This window comes from Photorhabdus namnaonensis (assembly GCF_001684335.1).
Taxonomy (GTDB): domain Bacteria; phylum Pseudomonadota; class Gammaproteobacteria; order Enterobacterales; family Enterobacteriaceae; genus Photorhabdus; species Photorhabdus namnaonensis.
The window spans coordinates 23,248-46,334 of record NZ_LOIC01000042.1 but is presented as its reverse complement, the minus strand read 5'-3'; the positions used below and the strand labels follow the sequence as shown (position 1 = coordinate 46,334).

The window sequence follows — 23,087 nt, the reverse complement described above, 5'->3', positions numbered from 1 at the left end:
TTTGTAAGGATGGTTTTTGCAATATGCGAGCGATATTTTAACAACTGATATGATAAGTCCGCTTTAATATTTAATCCGTTACTTTGGGCTAAATAATGTGAAGATACCGGCCTTGATGGGATATCTGGAATGAACAAGTCCATCAAACTGGAGGTAAAAAATGAAGATCAAACAATTAGAATTATATAAGTTTATTTGCTGTATATTTTTATTATCGGCATTTCTTGTTACAGCCGCGTCTGCCGCTGAACTTCCAGAGGGTGTGAAACTGGCGGATAAAGATAAGCAGCAGATTATTATTAATAATGGCGCAGAAGTCGCCTCGCTTGATCCACATAAAGTCGAAGGTGTACCAGAAAGCAACATTATTCTTAATCTCTTGGAAGGGTTAGTGAGGACTGGTTCTGAGGGCGAAGTTGTGCCAGGCGTTGCGACTCATTGGGAAAATCAGGATTACAAGGTATGGACTTTTTATCTGCGTGATAATGCTAAATGGAGTGATGGAACGCCTGTCACTGCCCACGATTTTGTCTATAGCTGGCAACGATTAGCTGACCCAAAAGTGGGTTCGCCTTACGCCAGCTATCTTCAATATGCTTACGTTGAAAATATTAGTGATGTTCTGAAAGGTAAAAAATCTCCTGATCAGTTGGGCGTAAAAGCGCTGGATGCTCATCGTTTACAGGTGACTCTGACGCATCCCGTGCCTTATTTCGTCAGTATGCTTAGTCATACGGCAATGAAACCGGTGAAAAAGGATGTGGTCGAAAAGTTAGGTAATAAATGGACGCTGCCAGAAAATTATGTCGGTAATGGGGCGTATTCGTTGAAAGAGTGGGTGGTCAATGAGCGGATAGTGATCGAACGCAACCCGCGATATTGGGATAATGCGAAAACAGTTATTGATCAAGCGACTCTCTTACCTCTTCAATCTGAAACCAGTGATGTGAACCGCTATCGTAGTGGAGAGATAAATATCACCAACAGCGCCATTCCACCGAATTTGTATCAGAAAATGAAAAAAGAGCTCCCTGATCAGGTTCGCGTCAGCCCTTATCTTTGTACGTTTTATTACGAAATTAACAATAAAAAACCGCCGTTTACTGATGTCAGAGTCCGCGAAGCCGTCAAGTTAAGTCTCGACAGGGATATTATTGCCGGAAAAATTATGGGGCAGGGGCAAATACCGGCTTATGGTTTTACGCCAATATTTATCGGCGGCGGCGATTTTGTTAAGCCAGAATGGGCTAATTGGACACAGGAGCAGCGCAATAAACGCGCGAGAGAATTGTTGGCGCAAGCTGGTTTTAATCGGGCGAATCCATTGAAGTTCACCTTGTTATACAACACCTCTGAGCAAAATAAACAGCAGGCCATCGCCGCCGCTTCCATGTGGAAAAAGAATCTGGGAGCGGATGTGATTTTGCAGAATCAGGAATGGAAAACCTCTCTTGAAAGCCGCCACCAAGGGAATTATGAGGTGACCAGAGCAACCTGGTGTGCTGATTACAATGAACCTACAGCGTTTTTAAACATGTTGCTGTCAGACAGCAGTAATAACACGGCTTTCTATCAGAATAAAAATTTTGATAGCTATCTGGAACAGGCATTAATCGCTAAGGACGCTATTGAGCGTAAGAAATTATACCAACAAGCGGAGTTTCAACTGGATAAAGACTCGGTGCTGATTCCCGTTTATTACCGGGTGAGTGTACGGCTTGTTAGCCCATCAGTGGGAGGGTTTTCAGGGAAAGACCCATTAGATTATATGGATATTAAGCGACTGTATATGAAAAAAATTAAACAGTAGCTTTATTCAAAAGAGTTACTGAGATCCTGCAAACAAAATCGTTCCTTTTGTATGCGGGTAGTAATCCACCCCTTATTTCAGGGCCGTCGACTGATAAAAAGTTTGACGATGTAAAATTGGAGTAGAGAAAGATGATAAACACAACGAAAAAGAGACTACTTACTGTCAGCATCAGCGCTGCACTGAGTATGGTAATGGCAAGTCAGGTCTTTGCTGCAAAAGTGCCTGATGGCGTTCAATTAGCTGATAAACAGGTTTTAGTTCGTAATAACGCCTCTGAGCCGCAATCGTTAGACCCGCATAAGATTGAAGGAGTACCAGAAGCACATTTGGCCAGGGATTTGTTTGAAGGTATTGTCATCGTGGGTCCGAATGGTGAAATTTTACCGGGTTCTGCGGCCAGTTGGGAGAGTAAAGACTTCACCGTCTGGACATTCCATATGCGTAAAGATTCTAAGTGGTCTAATGGTGATCCTGTCACGGCGCATGATTTTGTTTACAGTTGGCAACGTCTGGCCGATCCTAATACTGCTTCGCCCTATGCAAGTTTTCTTCAGTATGCTCATATCACCAATATTGATGACATCATCAGTGGTAAAAAGAAACCGGATACTCTAGGTGTAAAGGCGTTGGATGACTATACATTGCAGCTTACATTGAGCGAAGCGGTTCCTTATTTATCAAGGCTTTTGGCTCACTCTTCCATGTCTCCGGTGCATAAAGCCACGGTGGAAAAATATGGCGAAAAATGGACTCAGCCACAGAATTTTGTCGGTAATGGGGCTTATAAACTGAAAAATTGGGTAGTTAACGAACGTATTGTGATGGAACGCAGCCCGACCTACTGGGATAACAAAAATACCGTTATTGATCAGGTGACTTTCCTGCCAATTTCGTCAGAGGTCACGGATGTAAACCGTTATCGCAGTGGCGAAATTGATATGACTTATACCAATTTGCCGATTGAGCTATTCCAGAAACTGAAAAAAGAGATCCCGAACGAGTTGCATATTAACCCAATTTTATGTACGTATTACTACGAAATTAATAACGAAAAACCCCCATTTAATGATCCCCGCGTCCGTACTGCACTGAAATTGGCTATGGATCGAGATATTGTGGCCAATAAAGTAAAAGCACAGGGTGATATCCCTGCTTCCGGTTATACACCGCCGGTTACCGATGGTATGAAAGAGATGAAACCGGTGTGGTTTACTGGTTGGAGTCAGGAACAGCGCAACCAGGAGGCCAAAAAATTACTGGCTGAAGCAGGTTATAATAAAGATAACCCACTGAAATTTAACTTGCTTTATAACACCTCTGATCTGCATAAAAAAATTGCCATCGCGGTAGCTTCTATTTGGAAGAAAAATTTAGGTGCTGATGTTCGCTTAGAAAACCAAGAGTGGAAAACTTTCCTTGATACTCGACATCAGGGGAATTATGACGTAGCTCGTGCGGGGTGGTGTGCGGATTATAACGAACCCTCTTCATTCCTGAATTCAATGCTTTCTTACAGTAGTAATAACACGGCTCATTATAAGAGTGATGAGTTTGATAAACTGATGAAACAATCTCTGAAAGTAGCGACAGATGATGAACGTGCTGCTGTTTACCAGCAAGCAGAAGCGCAGTTAGATAAAGATTCGGCTATTGTCCCTCTCTATTACTATGTGAATACCCGGTTAGTGAAGCCCTATGTTGGTGGCTATACAGGGAAAGATCCTTTGGATAATCTACACACCAAAGATTTTTATATTATCAAACACTAATCGTTGTAAAGCAGCCCGGAAAGGGGCTGCTTTAGTATCAAATTATTTTAAGGCCAGGGTTAAGGGCCAACACATAGGAACGGGCGATGATTAAGTTTATTTTACGCCGTTGTTTAGAGGCGATCCCGACACTTTTTATTCTTATCACTATTTCGTTTTTCATGATGCGATTGGCGCCAGGCAGCCCATTTACCGGTGAGCGAAAACTGCCGCCAGAAGTGATGGCAAACATTGAAGCGAAATATCATTTGAATGACCCAATTTATAAACAATATTTTGATTACTTAATTCAACTCACTAAAGGAGATTTCGGGCCTTCTTTTAAATATAAGGACTACTCGGTTAACGATCTCGTCGCAACAGCGTTTCCAGTATCGGCTAAATTAGGGGCTTCGGCATTTATCATGGCGGTTGTCTTGGGGGTCAGCGCCGGGGTTATTGCCGCACTTAACCAAAATACCAAGTGGGATTATACGGTGATGGGATTCGCCATGACGGGGGTTGTTATCCCAGGTTTTGTCGTGGCGCCGTTGCTAGTACTGGGGTTTGCTATTCATCTTAAATGGTTGCCGGGAGGAGGTTGGAATGGCGGTGCGCCAAAATATATGATTTTACCGATGGTAGCACTCTCTTTGGCCTATATCGCCAGTATCTCCCGTATTACTCGTAGTTCGATGATAGAAGTGTTGCACTCTAACTTTATCCGTACTGCGCGTGCCAAGGGGTTGCCATTACGTGTCATCATTTTCCGCCATGCTTTAAAGCCCGCGTTGTTACCGGTTATCTCTTATATGGGGCCTGCTTTTGTCGGCATTATTACCGGTTCGATGGTGATTGAAACGATCTTCGGGTTGCCGGGAATAGGGCAATTGTTTGTTAATGGCGCATTAAACCGTGACTATTCGTTAGTGTTAAGTCTGACTATTTTAGTTGGTAGCTTGACTATTTTTTTCAATGCGATTGTTGATGTGTTGTACGCTGTTATCGATCCGAAAATTCGTTATTAAGACTGGAGCACGCAATGATAGTTAACAAACAAAACAGCGAAGCTCTGGAAAATTTCTCTGAGCAATTAGAAATCGAAGGGCGTAGTTTGTGGCAGGATGCACGACGCCGTTTTATTCATAACCGGGCAGCGATTGCCAGTTTGTGTCTGTTATCTTTGATTACCTTGTTTGTGATCCTGGCGCCGATGTTGGCTCAATTCACTTATGACGATACTGACTGGGCCATGATGTCGATGCCGCCTGATTCTGAGTCAGGTCACTATTTTGGTACAGATTCTTCTGGACGTGATTTGCTGGTGCGTGTTGCTATTGGAGGACGCATTTCGTTGATGGTTGGGATTGCAGCCGCTTTGGTGGCGGTAGTCGTCGGAACCTTATATGGATCATTATCCGGCTATTTGGGTGGAAAAGTAGACTCAGTAATGATGCGTCTGCTGGAAATCTTGAACTCATTTCCATTCATGTTCTTTGTGATCCTGCTGGTGACCTTTTTCGGACAAAATATTTTTCTGATATTTGTCGCCATCGGTATGGTGTCATGGCTGGATATGGCGCGTATTGTCCGAGGTCAGACATTGAGCCTAAAACGTAAGGAGTTTATTGAAGCGGCGCTGGTGTGTGGTGTGTCAACCCGTCATATTGTGCTGCGCCATATTGTCCCTAATGTATTGGGCGTGGTGGTGGTTTACGCGTCTTTATTAGTGCCGAGCATGATTCTGTTTGAATCATTTCTTAGCTTTCTGGGATTGGGGACTCAAGAGCCATTAAGCAGTTGGGGAGCATTGTTAAGTGATGGCGCGAATTCGATGGAAGTTTCCCCGTGGTTGCTGTTGTTTCCTGCTGGTTTTCTGGTGGTGACACTGTTTTGTTTTAACTTTATCGGCGATGGCCTGCGTGATGCCCTCGATCCGAAAGATCGTTAAGGAGGTAACATGGACAGCGTTAAAAACCAGAAAAGTTCTGAGCCGTTGTTAATTGTTAAAGAGTTGGACGTGACTTTTAGTACCCCTGACGGGGATGTTACAGCGGTGAACAAGCTAAATTTTGATTTACGAGCAGGAGAAACGTTAGGAATTGTGGGTGAATCTGGTTCTGGTAAATCACAAACCGCCTTTGCTTTGATGGGGCTTTTGGCCAGAAACGGCAGAATTGGTGGTTCCGCTATTTTTAATGGCAGGGAAATTCTTAACCTTGAAGAGAAAGCGCTTAACCGCATGAGAGCGGAAGAGATATCGATGATATTTCAGGACCCAATGACATCTCTCAATCCCTATATGCGTATCGGTGATCAATTAACAGAAGTATTGATGTTGCATAAGCATATGAGTAAAAGTGAGGCATACCTTGAATCGATTCGGATGCTGGATGCCGTCAAAATGCCGGAAGCGCTTAAACGAATGCGAATGTATCCGCATGAATTTTCTGGTGGAATGCGTCAGCGTGTGATGATCGCAATGGCGTTGTTATGTCGACCAAAATTGTTGATTGCTGACGAACCGACAACCGCACTTGATGTCACAGTTCAGGCTCAGATTATGACCTTACTGAATGAGCTGAAACGGGAGTTTAATACCGCGATTATTATGATTACTCACGATTTGGGGGTGGTTGCCGGTATTTGTGACAAAGTGTTGGTGATGTATGCGGGAAGAACGATGGAATATGGCTCGGCTCGTGAAGTGTTTTATCAACCAACTCATCCTTATTCTATTGGCCTGCTTAATGCTGTTCCACGTCTTGATGGTGATGAAGCGTCGTTGACGACGATTCCCGGAAATCCGCCTAACTTATTACGATTGCCGAAAGGGTGTCCGTTTCAGCCCCGTTGTCAGTTTTCAGTAGGTCGTTGTGTAGATTGTGAACCAGGGTTAGAGACATTTGGCAACGGGCGTTTACGAGCTTGCTTTAAAGCGCCGGAGGAATTGGTATGAGCCCGATTGAAGAGAGACGCGTGCTGCTGGAAGTAGTAGATCTAAAAGTTCACTTTGATATCAAAGATGGCAAACAGTGGTTCTGGCAACCAACAAAAACCTTGAAAGCGGTTGATGGCGTTACATTAAGGTTATATGAAGGGGAAACTCTTGGTGTGGTTGGTGAATCCGGTTGCGGTAAGTCGACTTTTGCGCGTGCAATTATCGGATTGGTCAAGTCTTCTGGTGGTTCAGTAACTTGGTTGGGAAAAAGCCTGCTGGATATGGATGATAAACAGTGGCGAGATATTCGCAGTGATATCCAGATGATATTCCAGGACCCATTAGCATCCTTAAACCCGCGAATGACGATTGGCGATATTATCGCTGAGCCATTGCGCACTTATCATTCAAAAATGAAAGAGCCGGAAATTAAAGAGCGGGTAAAAGCCATGATGATGAAGGTTGGATTACTGCCGAATCTGATTAACCGTTATCCGCATGAATTTTCTGGTGGTCAGTGTCAACGTATCGGGATTGCTCGTGCACTTATTCTTGAACCTAAATTGGTGATTTGTGATGAGCCTGTATCCGCACTTGATGTATCCATTCAGGCTCAGGTAGTGAACCTGTTGCAGGAATTACAACGGGAAATGGGACTGTCACTGATTTTTATCGCCCATGATCTGGCGGTGGTTAAGCACATATCTGATCGTGTACTGGTGATGTACCTTGGACATGCGGTGGAACTGGGCACTTATGACGAGGTTTATCATAATCCACAACATCCCTATACCAAAGCGTTGATGTCGGCAGTGCCAGTGCCTGATCCCGATAAAGAACGAAATAAACACATTGAATTGTTGGAAGGAGAATTACCGTCACCTATCAATCCTCCATCAGGATGCGTTTTTCGGACACGTTGCCCAATGGCAGATCCTGAATGTGCTAGAACTCGGCCATTGATGGAAGGAAGTTTCCGCCATGCGGTGTCTTGTTTGAAGGTTGATCCACTGTAGTTATTGAAGTGTTTTGTAAGGCATTTAAGTATGAGAGTTACTTTTTGGGTTTTGTGTTGGGATTCAGACCTGCATCAAAACGGGTAGCTCTCACTCTTTGAATAAAAAAATAGCAGATAAAATCACTGACCTTAATTTTTCAATCTTTCCACAAAATATGGTAAATCGGGTGAGAGTTTTCCCGGCAAATAAGGATACGAGCGAAAACATCGTTGATCTCGGCATCTTCAGATTCTGCCAGCCCGATAATGACCTCAGCAAAAAAATCAGGGTTCGGATCAAAATCCACGTATTTAACCCACTCATCAGAAGGGGGCAGTAATTCTGCGCCGCCACGTATTTCGAATTGTAAGCTAAACAGTAGAATATCAGCGGGGTCGAGGTTGGATGAAGCCAGTTCAAGAAAGATGTCATAGGCTTTCTCAAGGGTTTCATCTTCTGTCATTCGGTTATTGATGTCTAAATCCATAGCTTGTGAGGATCTGTTGTCCATATTGATTTATTCGTGGGTCATGATGAAGGAATTAAAGCATGTTGAAGCGTTGATTGGTACCCCCGTCTTTACAAGACGAGGGTGTTGGTCACAATAGTGGGCTAAAAAAGTAACAAATACGTTCAATTATCCGATGCCACAAAGGGCGTTGTTCCCACTCCTTGGTTTCCAGCAATGTAGAATGGGCGATATAATCATATTGCACCAGTGTCAGATCATTACCAAAGTTTTCATCATCAATAACCACGGTAATTTCGAAATTTAGCCACAGGCTACGCATATCGAGATTCACTGAACCCACCATGCTGAGTTGACCATCAACTAAAACGCTTTTGGTATGTAGCAAGCCATCCTCAAACTGGTAAATCTTAACACCGGCATTTAACAATTCAGCAAAAAATGCACGGCTTGCCCAACGAACTAAGAAGAAATTATTTCTGCGTGGAACGATAATAATAACTTCAACCCCTCGTAAAGCTGCGGTGCAAATAGCATTTATCAGGTCATCACTGGGAACAAAATAAGGGGTGGTTAAAATCAGTTGTTTACGGGCAGAGAAAATAGCCGTCATTAAAGATTGTTGAATCAATTCCTCGGGGAATCCAGGGCCGGATGCAATAACCTGAGTTGTGTGCCCGCTAGCCTGTTCAAATGGCATAATATTGTTATCCGGTGATGGAGGAAAGATACGTTGACCTGTTTCCATTTCCCAGTCACAGGCGTAAATAACCCCCATAGTCGTGGTAACGGGTCCTTCCATACGCACCATGATATCGATCCATTGCCCAACGCCGGCATCTTGTTTAAAGAAGCGCGGATCGACCATATTCATACTGCCGGCATAAGAAATATAATCATCTATCAAGATGATTTTACGATGTTGGCGCAAATCCATCCGGCGTAGAAATAGACGGAATATGTTGACCGGCAAAGCTTCAACAAATTCAATTCCCGCCTGGCGCATGATATCCGGGTATTGGCTACGGCAATATAACCAGCTACCGGCTGAATCCACCATAATACGGCATCTGACGCCTCGGTGTGCCGCGGCCATAAGCGCATCAGTCACTTGTTCAACCAAGCCGCCGGATTGCCAGATGTAAAACACCATATCAATACTGTGTTTGGCATTCTCAATATCTTTGATAATGGTTTTCAGTGAATGGTCATAGGTTGTCAGTAGTTGGATCTTGTTACCTTTAACACCAGCAAGCCCTTGTCGTCGTTCGCAAAGCTGGAATAAAGGCGTCGCGACTTCGCTATTTTCCGTGGCGAAGATATGACGAGATTTACGCAGTTCTTCAAGCCATACGGTTGTTGAAGGCCACATGGCTTTTGCTTGTTCAACTCTACGTTTTCCCAAATGCAGCTCGCCAAACGACAGGTAAGCGATGATTCCAACTAAGGGAAGGATATAAATAATCAACAGCCAGGTCATAGCAGAAGTGACCGGCCGGCGTTTTATCAGAATGCGTAAGGTGATACTGGCAACAATCAGCCAATAAAAGAAAATAGCAAGCCAACTTAGGACGGAATAAAAGGTTGTCATATTCGGCAATCAATCCTGTTTTGTTCAGACATCTTTGGTGGCGTTTGACACGGTTTTCTCAAGACACAGCATATAAACGATCTAATTAACCCGATGAATTTACCAAAAAATCGGCAAATATACTGCAAGCATCATACTTGATATTAGTCATTTCGCATTATTGATATAAAAAGTACTATCCAGATACGCCTTGGATATCTTTTTTAAAGGCTTATAATGAGCGTGATATTTTTATAGGTATGACTTTATGAAACGTAGTCGGAATGAAGTAGGGCGGTGGCGGATGTTACGCCAGAATTCTAACCGTCGGCGCCGTTGGCTGGAAGGGCAATCAAGACGTAATTTACGCATTTATTCACTACGTAAATTAAATGGTTATAAACAGCGTCGAGCTTTATTGTTTGTTCAGCATGGCGAATGGATACATTGAAAAAATAATATTTTTGGCCTTATATTCACGCTCACCTACAATCTTTATTGAATATGATTGCTATTTGCATTTAAACTAGCAGTCATTCGAGGATTGACTATTATGCTGCTAATCAAGAATTCCCTTATGCGCTGGATACGTTGGCCAATATTGCTATCAGTTTGTTTGCACATTTCTATTGCTGCCGCTCTTTTTTGTTCTGCAATGCCGGAAAAACAGTCTGATATTGCACTTATGTCTGTCGCTATGATTCAGTTAGCGGCTGAAGAAGTTCCTGTTTCAGAGCCGGCTGCGCCTGAACCTGAATCAGAGCCGGAGGAGCCGGAACCTGTTCCGGAGCCGGTAATTCCAAAACCAGAGGTGAAGAAACCGAAACCAGAAGTGAAGAAGAAGGTTGTTAAAAAGCAATCTGAACCCGTTGAAAAGAGAGCTGAACAACCGGAAAAACCGCAGTTTAATCAGAATGCGCTGGCTAACCGTACTGATAATAATCAGAATAAACCGGTGGTTAAACCGCAGAATGGGCCAAGGGCATTAAGTAAAGCGTTACCTGTCTACCCATCCAGAGCTTCGGCATTGGGTACCGAAGGCTATGTAAAAGTCAAATATGATATTGATGAAGATGGACGGGTAAAAAATATAGAAGTCATTGGCGCTAATCCACCCAATGTTTTTGAAAGGGAGGTGAAAAAAGCGATGAGAAAATGGCGCTATGAAAAAATACCTGCGGTTGGTTATATCACCACCGTCGAATTCAAAATTACGGGTATATCTCAATCCTGATTATCGGGGAAATGGAAATAAAAAAAGGAGCATTATCAACACGCTCCTTTTTCCATTAGTAATTAGCCTTATTCGTTAGTGCTGCTAGTGAGCTGAAAGTGAGTTTTGCCTTCTGGCAATCGACGGGAGGTATTATCTTCATTAACCGCGACATAAGTGAAGACCGCTTCGGTTGCACGATAGCGTTGACCGACGGGTTCAGAGGCGACTTTCTTCACCCAGACTTCGATATTGATGGTAATCGAACTGTTACCGGTTTTGAGGCAATGTGCATAGCAGCAGACGACATCACCAACGGCGACAGGTTTCAGGAAAGTAATACCATCTACTCTGACAGTGACAACACGGCCTTCCGCAATTTCTTTTGCCAGAATTGCACCACCAATATCCATTTGTGACATTAACCATCCACCAAAAATATCTCCATTGGCGTTGGTATCAGCGGGCATAGCCAGTGTGCGGAGGACTAACTCTCCGTTAGGTAATTGTTGTTGTGTCATTGAAAACTTTACTTTATTTGATGAAAAAACAATACCTGCCTACAGACGATAGCAGGCAGGTATCCATTTGAATGGGGTTACTTCTGTTCGCGTGGCAGGTGACGGTAAATATATACTACACTGAGCACGGTGAAAACTAGAGTCAGGGCGGTTAGACCAAATACTTTAAAGTTAACCCAGACATCTTGTGGTAGCCAAAATGCGACATAAATATTCGCTAGCGCACAGGCGATAAAAAACAGCGCCCATGCCATATTGAGTTTATTCCAGACAAGATCGGGTAAAACTAACTCTTTTCCTAGCATTTTCTGAATCAGTGGTTTTTTCATAAACCATTGGCTGCTTAACAAGGCTAATGAGAATAATGCATAGATGACGGTAACTTTCCATTTGATAAATAGATCACTGTGGAAAGCTAAAGTCAGAGTACCGAAGACAGCAACCATGATAAAAGTGATCAGGGAGGATTTCTCTACTTTCCGGTAGATGAAATAAGTAATAGCGACAGCTAAACCGGTGGCGGCGATCAGCGCTCCAGAAGCGTAAAAAATGTCATACATTTTGTATACGACAAAAAAGACGACTAAAGGTAGAAAGTCTAAAAGTTGTTTCATATTTGAACCTATTGTAATTTCGGCATCTGATTATCATCCGATTTTAGTCATTTTGAAATCCATAGGGTATACCCGTCATCTTTCAAGTTGCTTCTTTGTTGGCTGCGCTCACTCACCCCAGTCACATAGTTATCTATGCTCCCGGGGATTCGCTCCCTTGCCGCCGCGATGCATCTTGAAATCCATAGGGTATATATCTCTCAATAAAAAAGATTTTTATCGAGCGGTTTCGCAGAATTCTATCATAAAGCGCGGCGTAATTAACTTCCGGTTGTCAGTGAGCATATAACGCAGCATTATAGCTAAAACCCGTTGAAAAATAAGAGGGCATAAACCAGATGCAGTGGAAAAAACTACAGCGTTGGATGCCAGGGTTGGGCAATTTTTCTCATTATCGCAAGGAATGGTTGAGTCATGATTTAAGAGCCGGGTTTTCTGTCGCCGCAGTTGCGCTGCCGGTTGCTATTGCTTACGCCGAATTGATGGGAATAAGTGCAATTATCGGTCTTTATGCTTGTATTTTACCCATGTTCGCTTATGCATTATTTGGTACCTCAAGACAGTTGATTGTCGGGCCGGATGCAGCAACGTGTGCCGTTATTGCGGCGGCTGTCGCGCCATTGGTTTTTGATAATGAAGATGTACGCTGGCAGCTCACGATCGTAATGACCTTAATGACTGGGATATGGTGTGTTCTCGCCAGCCACTTCCGATTAGGCGCGTTTGCTGATTTTCTTTCCAGACCGATCCTGAAAGGATTAATGAACGGTGTCGCATTGACAATCATTGTGGATCAGCTAGCGAAAGTCTTTGGTTTTGCTGGCGTACCGGCGGGATTGATTGAACGGGTGATCGCGTTACCTGCCAAACTGATGAATACACATTTACCGACGCTAGCAATGTCTGTTGCTACGATGTTGATTTTGCTCACTGTGCGTTTTTTGCGTCCGACTTGGCCGGGGCCTTTGTTGGCAATGGTATTAGCGACTTATGTAAGCTGGCAATTTGGTCTGGAAAAATATGGCATTCAGATTGTGGGTAGTGTCAGCGGTGGGGGATTACCAGTTGTACCCGTGCCCGATTTCCAGCCAGGTATTATGCGTGAGCTAGTTATCCCATCTTTGAACCTTGCTGTTATCAGTTTTGTCAGTTTTATGATGACGGCCCGTAGCTTTGCCAGTAAAAATGGTTATCAGATTGATGCAGATTATGAACTTAGAGCTTTAGGTATTGCGAATATCGCTTCTGCTTTATCACAAGGATTTGCTGTCAGTGCCGCCAGCAGTCGTACTGCGGTTAATGATGCGATTGGTGGGAAAACGCAATTGGTCTCGGTTATCGCAGCGACCATTATTTTGCTGGTCTTGTTATTTATGACAAGTTTCCTGGCTTATATCCCGTTGTCATCGCTTGGTGTGGTGTTGATTTATTCGGCATCGTCACTGTTGGGCTTACGGCAGATTTGGTCACTGAGGAAAAGAAATCATCAGGCATTTACTTTATCACTATTTACATTAATTGCCGTGCTGGTGGTTGGTTTGATTAACGGTGTTGGTTTCGCCGTTTTGCTTGGTTTATTACAGTTTTTGCGAATTATATTCCGCCCGACAGATCAGCTCTTAGGGGTGAATGACCAAGGAATGATTCATTCAATGAATCATGGCAATGATATTAAACCAATAGATGGTGTAATGATGTATCGATTTAATTCACCATTGACTTATTTCAATGTTAGTTATTTTAAAAAGCGGGTGTTGCAGCATGTTGACAGGATTCAAAAACTTAACAAAACGCAAAAACGTCCGGGTTGGCTGGTTGTCGACGCGGCTGTGAGTTTTACCCATGATGATGTCAGTGTATTTGCTGCTATTGATGAGTTGATTAGTGAATTGAAAGTCAGAGATATCACATTGGTGCTCGCTGGTCGCCGGACAGAACTTACCCGTTGGATAAAACAGAATAAGCTGCAAAGTAGTGATGACGATCTGATTGTGGCGCCCGATCTCTATTTTGCGGTACGAATGATCCAAAGTAAGCCTGAATGGTACTCGAATTACATTAAAAGATAATAATTTACAGTTGGTTGTTCACTTGAAGTTCGTTGAATAAAAGATTATGATTAGATCATAACAAACAAGGAGGTTTTAGTCATGCAATTTGATTCAGGTTTGGACGTCTTACTTGGGTTGCATGGTCAGAGAGTCTATCGGGATGATGGTTATTGGTGGAAAATTGAAGTATGGACAGTTGAGCCGACGAATTTCATTCCACATGGTATTCGTTATAACTTAACGCTACATGACAAATACAATACGCGAGTATTTGGCATGGATAATGCGCACGCAATTATTCCACCAAAGAGAAGTCAGTACCGAGGACGATTGGTGTATGACCATGTTCACAGAAACTCCATAGATAAAGGTGTTCCGTATGAATTTACTTCTGCATATCAGTTAATTGAGGATTTCTTTACTAAAATTGATGAAATTATCGCTGAACGCGAAAAAAGAGGGTAATACGATGAAAGCACTCATTGGCGTGATGAATGAAGAGCTTATACGCAAACGCACATTGGCTATTATTAAAGGTGAATATGTTGTTCAACCTGATGAGCCTAAAATCTGGTTTACTTCCATGATTGCTCTTGCTCAAGTACTTAGTAGTGACAATATTGCGCTTCTGCGTCTTATCGATGAGCACAAACCAGAGACAATCGCAGAGCTGGCTAATCTGTCAGGAAGGAAACCAAGCAACTTGTCAGTCACATTAAAGACGCTTAGCCGACATGGTTTTGTCACGCTTGAAAAAAGTAATAAAAGTGTAAAACCAAAGGCACTGTTTACTGACTTTGAAATAAAAATTGAGCAAGAAATCAGTGAAAGGGTTATGTCATCTTGTAGGGCTAAAAATATAGCAGCTTGAAATAGCAAATTTAATACTATGTAAATTAACACCATATAAATTAATACAACGTAAACTTTCAGCCTCATAGTTTTATCACTATGGGGTTTGATTGAATAATAATTCAACTGTAATAGCGTTATTGAAAACAGAAAGTGAATACGAGAAATAAAATAATCACATTTGATAATTATCATTGAGAAAAATAGTTATTAATTCCTGAACGTATGATTATTGAGCGTCATTCTTCTATTATCTGAGATGTCAGATCCTGAATACCTGCCTTATTTTAAAATTTCTTTTTAAAAAACAATATGATTGAAGCATTAAGTATTTAATACCACGTTACATTTTGTTTTTCGATAAGTATATTTTAACAAAGCAAAATCATTATTACTTGTAAAATAACTATTTAGGACGTTCCAATGAAAAAGGCATTGATAGCCTCAGCAGTGGCAGTTGGTTTATCTGTATTCTCATTTGCAGCAAATGCTGGTGAACACACGATTTCGGGTGGTTATGCTCAGAGTCATGTGAAAGTTGATGGTGAAAAACTTGATGAAAACCCAAAAGGTTTTAACCTGAAATATCGCTACGAGTTGGATAATAATTGGGGTGTTATTAGTTCATTCACGCTGACACATCAGGGCTATGATTTCTACGATTATGGCGGCAAAGTGGGTACGGCTGATTTAGATTATTATTCTCTGATGGTTGGCCCTACATACCGTTTTAATGAATATGTGAGTATATACGGTCTGGTGGGTGCAGCACACCGGAAAGTAAAGGGTGAAACTTCTGCGTTGGGTGTTGCTAATGACTATGACTTTGACTATAAAGAAAGTAAGACATCTGCTGCTTATGGTTTAGGATTGCAGTTTAACCCTATGCCAAATTGGGTTATTGACGCGTCCTATGAATATTCAAAACTGGGTGATTTCAAAGTGGGCACTTGGGTAATTGGTGCGGGTTATCGATTCTAAATAGTATTTCCAATGTAGTCGTTCCTTTAAAGGGAATTCAGTCCAACTTTTGCGCTCTGTGCAATTTTATTAAGTGGCTGAAGATAATAAAGTAATGTTAAAACCGACTCCCTGTTAGCTTAGCTTGGCAGATAGTTTATCCATCAAGGCTATCGAAATAATGAGAACAGAGAGTACGGATTTTCATCAGGGATTATTAAAACCGGATATATGTTTGTGACTATTTTTTGCCAGAAAATCTTATTTATAGATTTGTATTGATTTAGTCTCCATATATCGATTTAGTTGAAATTGTTCGTCCATGTTTAGCTATGTAATCTAAAGATTATTCCTTTAATTAGTTATCACTGTATATTCTATGCAAAATTCCCTGTTGTAAGACAGGGAATTTTTTTGCATTTATTTCAATAGTGATGAAATGCCATAAGTACGAAAAATAGCCGATTGATATGGAGAGATTACTCTGATCAAGGCGGGAAATATTTATTACTTGATCTTGTTAAACGGAAACTTAACAAAAGACGGGATTGAGTTGTTTTCTATTGGTTGCTGATAAATAATTACGGCCCGTAATTAATCTTTTCTATAATTTTATATAACATTAGGGATTTTCAATGAAAAGTACATTAGTGGCCTCAGTGGTGACAGCAAGTTTATCTGTATTCGCATTTGCGGCAAATGCCGGTGAACACACGATTTCTGGTGGTTATGCTCAGAGTCATGTAAAGTTTAATGGTGAAAAGATTGATGGTAATCCAAAGGGAAAGGGCTTCAACCTGAAGTACCGCTACGAGTTGGATAATAATTTTGGCGTTATTAGTTCATTAACATATACCCACAAGGGTTTCGATAAATCTGATGTGAATTATTATTCCCTGATGGCGGGTCCTACATATCGCTTTAATGAATATGTTAGTATATATGGTATGGTTGGTGCTGCGCGTGGAGAGTTTGAAGTTCCTGTTTTGAATGGGTCATATACCGAGGGTAAGTCATCTGTCAGCTACGGACTGGGATTACAGTTTAACCCTATGCCAAATTGGACTATTGATACATCCTATGAATACGCAAAATTTAATGACGCCAGATTGGGCGACCTTAAAGTAGGCACTTGGGTAGTTGGCGTAGGTTATCGGTTCTAATAGAAATTTGTTAATTTTTACTTAATTTAGCTAACTCTTCTATAGAAATTCCCTGTTATATGACAGGGAATTTTTTGTATTTATATCAATAGCAACGATGTGCTCATCCAGCTATAACTAGCTTATTCTGTTTACCCCATAGTTTTATCACTATGGGGTTTTGTTTGAATAGCTATTTTATATTGATTTTGGTTGTGAAGAGGCAATCAGCATATACAACCGGAACAGATAAATCAGCAAAATAGCTGAAATGAGGTTATTGAACACACCAAGAATAATCCCTGCCATCTCGCTATGAATGAATGTTAGGCGGTCAATAATAAATACCAGTAAGAGCCTTGCGGTCAGCCATAAAAGAATTGCCGGAACCAACAGACGAATATTAGCAAATGCCAGTTTCCAGCTTATTTTCATAGAAGCAAAAACGCCGCGACGTTCAGCAGTCATAATCACGGGCGATAAAGCCAGTGCGATAGACAAAATAATGCCTGGTACTAGCATCAGCATCAAGCCCAGTTGAATTAGCAGGGTGCAGATAAGCAGTAATAGGAACAGCTTCGGTAATTGGCTTGCGGATAAACCAATCGCCTGTAGTGAAGAGATACGATTTCCCGCTGAAACCGCCGAAACCAGCGTCAGTACTCCGCCGACCAGCAGCACGCTGCCAATCATACTTGAGAAAATGGTCCCGATTCCCGCTCGCATGATCATTGACTGTTGCTCTGGGGTCATTTGAGACACCAGCTCCTGAATACCGGCCTTGCCTGAAGTGGCAAACGTAAATTCTGCTTCTGTCAGCAACTTCATCTGTTCGCTGTCAGGAATAAACAGGTGCCCCAATAAGGTGGTAACCAGAGCCGCCAGAACGGCTAGGGTCAGGGTACTTAACAGTTGATTTTTGAAAAAGTTAAAACTGTCACGGTACAGGGTATTCGCCGTGATTGGCATGAAGACAGCTCCTATCAGGTTAAACAACAATGCATAAGGGCTGATTGTACCTTGTTATGGGGAAATGTGGATAGTAGAAACGAGATGATACGGATAAATTAATGGTTAACGGTGATTGTTGATAGTAGAAAAAAGTTCTTCACTTTATATTTTTAAGACAAAAATAAACATAAAATTAACCTTATTAGAACATAATGGAAATATAATGAGAGGAAAGATAAAACATCGAAACAGGTATATAAATAAAAGGTTTCTAATTGATTAATAATAAGTAAATTTTGATTTGGATCAATTCAAAATAATTCCTAATTGAAATAATAATATTGTAAATATGCGGTTTTACTGAAATTCTTTGAAAGATGTGATCTGTCTTGGATCATAAATTCTAATATATGAGTATATTTTAATTGACTTTAAATCACAGGAATGGGATGAATAATGAAAAAAATTTCTGCATTTGTATTAGCAGCGGCAACTTTAGCACCATCATTCGCTTTTGCTCATGAAGCGGGTGATTTCATTTTCCGCACAGGTACTGCGACAGTAAGACCTAATACGGGTTCTGATAATGTATTAGGGGTGGGTTCTTTGAGTGCGGATAATAATACCCAGATGGGTTTAACCTTCAGTTATATGATTACCGATAATATTGGTTTTGAATTACTGGCGGGGACACCCTTCCAGCATCGGGTAAGTTTACCGGGTGTTGGTGATATTGCTAAAGTAAAACATCTCCCGCCGACATTAATGGCGCAATACTATTTCGGTTCTAAAGAAAGTAGCTTCCGCCCTTATGTTGGGGTTGGTCTTAACTATACCACTTTCTTTAACGAAAAATTCAATGGTAATTCGGCTGTTAAAGATAGTAACTTACATAGTCTGGATTTGAAGGATTCTTGGGGTGTTGCGGGGCATGTTGGTTTGGATTATGAGTTAGATCAGAATTGGATGTTGAACGCCTCTGTGTGGTGGGTAAACATTGAAACGGATGTGAAATTTAAAGCAGGTGACCAGCAATATAAAATTGATACCCGGCTTGATCCGTGGGTATTTATGTTTGGGGTTGGTTATCACTTTTAATATAAAAATGGGGCAGATTTTGCCCCATTTTTTGTATTAAAGTTGAGTGGCAGACTTCATTTTTGATACAAATTCAGCCAGCTTCTCCAGCATTATTTTTGGCTGGGAAAGATTTTCTTCGATAATTTTAACGACGGCAGATCCTGAAATGGCTCCTGCTGCACCACTCGCTAATGTCTCTTTTACCTGCTTAGGTTCTGAAATACCAAATCCTTGTAACGGTGGCGCAGCATGATATTCCCATAGTTTATTGACTAAATGATTTAACGGTTTCTCACCTCGTCTTTCTATACCGGTCACTCCTGCTCTTGATAATAAGTAGGTATATCCGCGGCCATAAGAGGCAATTTCACGTAATAGTTCATCTTCCGCGTTGGGAGGGCAGATAAAAATAGGAGCGATACCCTGTTTCATCGCTGCGGTACGGAATGGCCGTGATTCTGACATGGGAACATCTGCAACTAATACCGAATCAACCTCTGCATCTTTGCAACGGCGGTAGAACTCGTCTATTCCATGATGAAAAACCAGGTTGGCATACATTAATAAACCAATAGGAATATCAGGATATTTTGCCCGAATTTTTGTTAATAGCTCAAAACAGAGTGTGGGGGTTACATTTGAAGAGAAGGCTCTCAGATTAGCGTTCTGAATAGTTGGTCCGTCAGCTAGCGGATCAGAAAAAGGAATACTTAACTCAAGAGCGTCAGCACCACTTGCAATTAGAGTGTCAATAATTTCCAGTGATAATTCCGGGTTTGGATCGCCTAGTGTGACAAAGGGGACAAAAGCACCTTGTTTACGACTTTCCAGTTGTTTAAATAGCTGCTCGTAACGTTCCATTAGATTTCCCCTCTGGATGTTAAAATATCGTGGACAGTAAATATGTCTTTATCACCGCGACCGGATAGATTAACGATCAGTAACTGTTCTTTATCAGGCGCTTGATGGATCATTTTTAAAGCATAAGCCAGTGCATGAGAGGATTCGAGGGCTGGAATAATGCCTTCCTCACGGGAAAGGGTTTTGAATGCTTCTAATGCTTCATCATCGGTGATGGAAACATAATCAGCTCGTCCAATACTGTTCAGATAGGCATGTTGAGGGCCAACGGAAGGGAAATCCAGACCGGCGGAAATAGAATAAGATTCTTCAATCTGGCCTTCATCTGTCTGCATCATTGGCGATTTCATACCAAAATAGATCCCCAATTTGCCATGTTTCAGTGGCGCGCCATGTTTACCGGTTTCAATACCTAGCCCGGCAGGTTCAATACCAATCAGGCGAACTGATGTTTCAGGAATAAATTCGGCAAACATACCAATGGCATTGGAGCCTCCGCCGACACAAGCTAACACGGCATCGGGTAGGCGTCCCTCTTTTGCCAGAATCTGGGATTTGGCTTCTTCGCCGATCATACGTTGGAACTCTCGAACCATCGTCGGATAGGGATGTGGCCCAGCGGCAGTCCCTAATAAATAGTGGGCTTTATCGTAGCTGCCAGACCAATCACGTAATGCTTCATTGCAGGCGTCTTTTAAGGTGGCGGAGCCGCTGTGAACTGGAATGACTTCGGCTCCCATCAGGCGCATGCGGAAAACATTAGGGGATTGGCGCTCCACATCTTTAGCGCCCATATAAATGCGGCATTTCATATTTAAAAGCGCACAGGTGAGGGCGGTTGCTACACCATGTTGACCAGCGCCGGTTTCTGCAATAATTTCGTTTTTGCCCATGCGTTTCGCCAATAATGCCTGACCAAGTACCTGATTGGTTTTATGAGCGCCGCCGTGTAATAAATCTTCACGTTTCAGATAAAGACGAGTTTTGGTGCCTTTTGTCAGATTACGGCATAACGTTAATGCCGTTGGCCTGCCGGCATAATTTTTCAGTAGATCTTGAAATTCTTGCTGGAATTCGGGATCTTGTTGAGCGGCAATAAATGCGGCTTCTAATTGTTCAAGGGCTGGAATAAGGATCTGTGGTACAAATTGTCCACCGAAATCACCAAAATAGGGGTTAAGCTTACTCATTTATTTGTCCACTTGTCATTAATCAGAATATTGTAATTAATCGGTAAATTGTAATTAATCGGTAAATTGTTGCTTATTGGTAACAGCGTAGGAGCTGAAACACTTTATTTAATTTATGACTGCTTTTAATGCCGGGTGCGCTTTCGACGCCAGAGTTAAAATCAAGGCCGCAACAGCCATATTTTGCTGCTTGTTGGCAATTTTCTTCATTTAACCCACCGGCTAGCATGACATTGGCGAGTAATTGCTTTTCAAGTAATTGCCAATCGAAACTTTGGCCGGTTCCACCTTTGCCGTTATCCAGTAAATAACGGTCAACATTTTCGGCTTGGACGTGAAATGCCTCTTTCGACATATCAATTGCCTTCCAGATTTGACAATTTTCAGGCAGTGTTTTTCGCAGTTCTGCAATATAAACTTCGCCTTCTGCGCCGTGTAATTGCACCGCAGCCAGAGAAAGAGTACGGGCGGTATGACTGATGAATGCAGATGATTGATTTTGAAATACCCCTACATATTTGAGATTTGCCGCATTGATAATTTGTTGGGCTTGTTGAATATTAATATTACGTGGTGAATGTTCAGCAAATATCAAACCACCATAAACAGCACCTGCCTGTAATGCCGCTTTAGCATCTTGTGGACGCGTTAACCCACAGACTTTATTTTCACCCAAAATCAATTGACGTAATGCCAAGTCCAGATTGGATTGGGCCATCAAAGCACTGCCAATGAGAAAGCCATTAGCATAATGACTAAGATCACGAATTTGTTGATGCTGGTGGATGCCCGACTCGCTAATAACAATTGTTTCTTTTGGTAACTGTGGCGCAAGTTGCTTGGTACGGTTTAAATCGATAGAAAGATCTCTCAGATCACGGTTATTGATACCTATCACTTTAGCTTTTAGCGCCACTGCTCTGGCTCGCTCTTCCTCTGAACTGACTTCCGTCAGTACGCCCATATTCAGGCTATGGGCAAGTTCAGACAGCGCAATATATTGCTGATTATCAAGAACAGAAAGCATCAGTAAAATTGCATCGGCTTGATAATAACGGGCAAGATAAATTTGATAAGGATCGATAATAAAATCTTTGCACAATACCGGCTGGTCAACAGCGTCACTGACTAAGCGAAGAAATTCATAGCTACCCTGAAAATATTTTTCATCAGTTAATACAGAGATGGCGGCAGCATAAGGTTGATAAATTTTCGCTATTTGAATGGGATCGAAATCTTGACGAATAACGCCTTTAGAAGGAGAAGCCTTTTTACATTCCAGAATAAAAACCGTCTGTTCACTACTTAACGTTTGATAAAAATGACGATTGCTGGCAACAACGGCATCAATAAAACCTTCCAATGGTTGCTGTTGTTTGCGATCAATAAGATATTCGGCTTTATCATTAACAATTTTCTGTAAAATGGTGGCTTGCATGATTAACTCCTTGTTGCAAGTGCTATGACTCGTTCATAAGCTCGGCCACTGTGAATGGCTTCGAGAGCTTGTTGGGTGTTATGACGTAAATTTTCCTGTCCATGAATTTTCATTAACAGGGCAACGTTAGCCGCAACGGCATCAGCATGCGCTTTCTTGCCTCGCCCTTGTAACAATAAACTGAGCATTTCACGATTATCCTCTGGTGAACCTCCTTTTAATGCGGATATTGGATGATGTTGTAAACCAAAATCTTCAGCATTTAATTGATAATGGATAATTTCTCCGTCATTAAGTTCTGCGACTTTCGTTGGCGCATGTAGTGCGACTTCATCCATGCCGCCGCTGTGAACAACCGCCGCCCGTTGATAGCCGAGAACCTGTAAGGTGTGGGCAATAGGTCCAACGAGTTCAGGGCTGTAGACGCCAATTAAAGCCAGTGGTGGACGAGCCGGGTTGATCAGAGGACCTAATATATTGAATATAGTCCGGGTTTTCAGTTGTTGACGTACCGGCATTGCATGACGGAATCCAAGATGATATTGAGGTGCGAATAGGAAACAGATGCCGATTTCATCTAATGCGCTACGGGCACATTCCGCGCTGAGATCAAGAGCGATACCAAACGCTGCCAACAAATCAGAAGAACCTGATCGACTGGAAACACTGCGATTA

At 42.0% G+C, this 23,087-nt stretch carries 23 protein-coding genes; 14 read left to right on the top strand and 9 right to left on the bottom strand.

Annotated elements, in window-relative coordinates; genetic code table 11:
• Nucleotides 1–160: 160 nt before the first annotated feature.
• The 6 genes from Phpb_RS08040 to oppF all read left to right on the top strand — a co-directional run bounded on the left by Phpb_RS08040 (nucleotide 161) and on the right by oppF (nucleotide 7,518).
• Nucleotides 161–1,810: an ABC transporter substrate-binding protein gene (locus Phpb_RS08040; protein WP_065389893.1), complete on the top strand. Its 1,650-nt coding sequence runs from the start codon at nucleotides 161–163 to the stop codon at nucleotides 1,808–1,810.
• A gap of 131 nt (nucleotides 1,811–1,941) precedes the next feature.
• Nucleotides 1,942–3,582 (top strand): oligopeptide ABC transporter substrate-binding protein OppA, encoded by a 1,641-nt coding sequence (gene oppA, locus Phpb_RS08035; protein WP_065389892.1) that lies wholly within the window; start codon nucleotides 1,942–1,944, stop codon nucleotides 3,580–3,582.
• A gap of 86 nt (nucleotides 3,583–3,668) precedes the next feature.
• A complete protein-coding gene (gene oppB, locus Phpb_RS08030; RefSeq protein ID WP_065389891.1) occupies nucleotides 3,669–4,589 on the top strand; it encodes an oligopeptide ABC transporter permease OppB in 921 nt (306 codons plus the stop codon).
• A gap of 14 nt (nucleotides 4,590–4,603) precedes the next feature.
• Nucleotides 4,604–5,512, top strand: coding sequence for an oligopeptide ABC transporter permease OppC (gene oppC / locus Phpb_RS08025; protein ID WP_065389890.1), 909 nt, complete (start codon nucleotides 4,604–4,606; stop codon nucleotides 5,510–5,512).
• 9 nt (nucleotides 5,513–5,521) lie between these two features.
• Nucleotides 5,522–6,520: an ABC transporter ATP-binding protein gene (locus tag Phpb_RS08020; protein WP_065389889.1), complete on the top strand. Its 999-nt coding sequence runs from the start codon at nucleotides 5,522–5,524 to the stop codon at nucleotides 6,518–6,520.
• Complete coding sequence (gene oppF, locus Phpb_RS08015; protein WP_065389888.1) at nucleotides 6,517–7,518, top strand: murein tripeptide/oligopeptide ABC transporter ATP binding protein OppF; 1,002 nt, start codon at nucleotides 6,517–6,519, stop codon at nucleotides 7,516–7,518. The genes Phpb_RS08020 and oppF overlap by 4 nt, the downstream gene beginning before the upstream one ends.
• A gap of 139 nt (nucleotides 7,519–7,657) precedes the next feature.
• On the opposite strand, the gene Phpb_RS08010 is transcribed toward oppF, so the two are convergent.
• Both Phpb_RS08010 and cls read right to left on the bottom strand, forming a co-directional pair.
• A complete protein-coding gene (locus tag Phpb_RS08010) occupies nucleotides 7,658–7,987 on the bottom strand; it encodes an HI1450 family dsDNA-mimic protein (RefSeq protein WP_065389887.1) in 330 nt (109 codons plus the stop codon).
• A gap of 112 nt (nucleotides 7,988–8,099) precedes the next feature.
• A complete protein-coding gene (gene cls / locus Phpb_RS08005) occupies nucleotides 8,100–9,560 on the bottom strand; it encodes a cardiolipin synthase (RefSeq protein WP_065389886.1) in 1,461 nt (486 codons plus the stop codon).
• 247 nt (nucleotides 9,561–9,807) lie between these two features.
• Between cls and Phpb_RS08000 the strand changes: the two genes are divergently transcribed.
• On the top strand, nucleotides 9,808–9,990 hold the full coding sequence (locus Phpb_RS08000) for a YciY family protein (RefSeq protein ID WP_036777128.1): 183 nt from the start codon (nucleotides 9,808–9,810) through the stop codon (nucleotides 9,988–9,990).
• A gap of 102 nt (nucleotides 9,991–10,092) precedes the next feature.
• Nucleotides 10,093–10,773 (top strand): TonB system transport protein TonB, encoded by a 681-nt coding sequence (tonB, locus tag Phpb_RS07995; RefSeq protein WP_075489423.1) that lies wholly within the window; start codon nucleotides 10,093–10,095, stop codon nucleotides 10,771–10,773.
• Between the two features lie 68 nt (nucleotides 10,774–10,841).
• Here tonB and yciA read toward each other — a convergent pair whose 3' ends face one another.
• Nucleotides 10,842–11,273 (bottom strand): acyl-CoA thioester hydrolase YciA, encoded by a 432-nt coding sequence (gene yciA, locus Phpb_RS07990; RefSeq protein ID WP_065389885.1) that lies wholly within the window; start codon nucleotides 11,271–11,273, stop codon nucleotides 10,842–10,844.
• A 77-nt stretch (nucleotides 11,274–11,350) separates the two neighbouring features.
• Nucleotides 11,351–11,887 (bottom strand): septation protein A, encoded by a 537-nt coding sequence (locus tag Phpb_RS07985; protein ID WP_065389884.1) that lies wholly within the window; start codon nucleotides 11,885–11,887, stop codon nucleotides 11,351–11,353.
• Between the two features lie 338 nt (nucleotides 11,888–12,225).
• Here Phpb_RS07985 and Phpb_RS07980 point away from each other — a divergent pair, with 338 nt between their 5' ends.
• From Phpb_RS07980 to Phpb_RS07960, 5 genes are all read left to right on the top strand, one after another.
• Nucleotides 12,226–13,956: a SulP family inorganic anion transporter gene (locus Phpb_RS07980; protein ID WP_065389883.1), complete on the top strand. Its 1,731-nt coding sequence runs from the start codon at nucleotides 12,226–12,228 to the stop codon at nucleotides 13,954–13,956.
• Nucleotides 13,957–14,037: 81 nt separating this feature from the next.
• Nucleotides 14,038–14,403, top strand: a complete 366-nt coding sequence (locus Phpb_RS07975) for a toxin-antitoxin system TumE family protein (protein ID WP_065389882.1) — start codon at nucleotides 14,038–14,040, stop codon at nucleotides 14,401–14,403.
• Between the two features lie 4 nt (nucleotides 14,404–14,407).
• Nucleotides 14,408–14,809: an HVO_A0114 family putative DNA-binding protein gene (locus Phpb_RS07970; RefSeq protein ID WP_065389881.1), complete on the top strand. Its 402-nt coding sequence runs from the start codon at nucleotides 14,408–14,410 to the stop codon at nucleotides 14,807–14,809.
• A gap of 404 nt (nucleotides 14,810–15,213) precedes the next feature.
• Complete coding sequence (locus Phpb_RS07965) at nucleotides 15,214–15,771, top strand: Ail/Lom family outer membrane beta-barrel protein (protein ID WP_065389880.1); 558 nt, start codon at nucleotides 15,214–15,216, stop codon at nucleotides 15,769–15,771.
• A gap of 614 nt (nucleotides 15,772–16,385) precedes the next feature.
• Entirely contained in the window at nucleotides 16,386–16,913 is a 528-nt protein-coding gene (locus Phpb_RS07960) for an Ail/Lom family outer membrane beta-barrel protein (protein WP_065389879.1), read from the top strand.
• Between the two features lie 177 nt (nucleotides 16,914–17,090).
• Here the strand turns inward: Phpb_RS07960 and Phpb_RS07955 are convergent, their stop codons facing one another.
• Nucleotides 17,091–17,861, bottom strand: coding sequence for a YciC family protein (locus Phpb_RS07955; protein WP_065389878.1), 771 nt, complete (start codon nucleotides 17,859–17,861; stop codon nucleotides 17,091–17,093).
• A gap of 438 nt (nucleotides 17,862–18,299) precedes the next feature.
• On the opposite strand from Phpb_RS07955, the gene ompW reads away from it, so the two are divergent.
• Complete coding sequence (gene ompW, locus Phpb_RS07950; protein WP_046397253.1) at nucleotides 18,300–18,941, top strand: outer membrane protein OmpW; 642 nt, start codon at nucleotides 18,300–18,302, stop codon at nucleotides 18,939–18,941.
• A 36-nt stretch (nucleotides 18,942–18,977) separates the two neighbouring features.
• On the opposite strand, the gene trpA is transcribed toward ompW, so the two are convergent.
• The 4 genes from trpA to trpD form a co-directional block, all read right to left on the bottom strand.
• Nucleotides 18,978–19,784 (bottom strand): tryptophan synthase subunit alpha, encoded by an 807-nt coding sequence (gene trpA, locus Phpb_RS07945; protein ID WP_046397254.1) that lies wholly within the window; start codon nucleotides 19,782–19,784, stop codon nucleotides 18,978–18,980.
• Nucleotides 19,784–20,974: a tryptophan synthase subunit beta gene (trpB, locus tag Phpb_RS07940; RefSeq protein WP_065389877.1), complete on the bottom strand. Its 1,191-nt coding sequence runs from the start codon at nucleotides 20,972–20,974 to the stop codon at nucleotides 19,784–19,786. The genes trpA and trpB overlap by 1 nt, the downstream gene beginning before the upstream one ends.
• A 73-nt stretch (nucleotides 20,975–21,047) precedes the next feature.
• On the bottom strand, nucleotides 21,048–22,412 hold the full coding sequence (gene trpCF / locus Phpb_RS07935; RefSeq protein ID WP_065389876.1) for a bifunctional indole-3-glycerol-phosphate synthase TrpC/phosphoribosylanthranilate isomerase TrpF: 1,365 nt from the start codon (nucleotides 22,410–22,412) through the stop codon (nucleotides 21,048–21,050).
• Nucleotides 22,413–22,414: 2 nt separating this feature from the next.
• On the bottom strand, nucleotides 22,415–23,087 hold a 673-nt coding region (trpD, locus tag Phpb_RS07930), incomplete at its 5' end, for an anthranilate phosphoribosyltransferase (protein ID WP_240492459.1).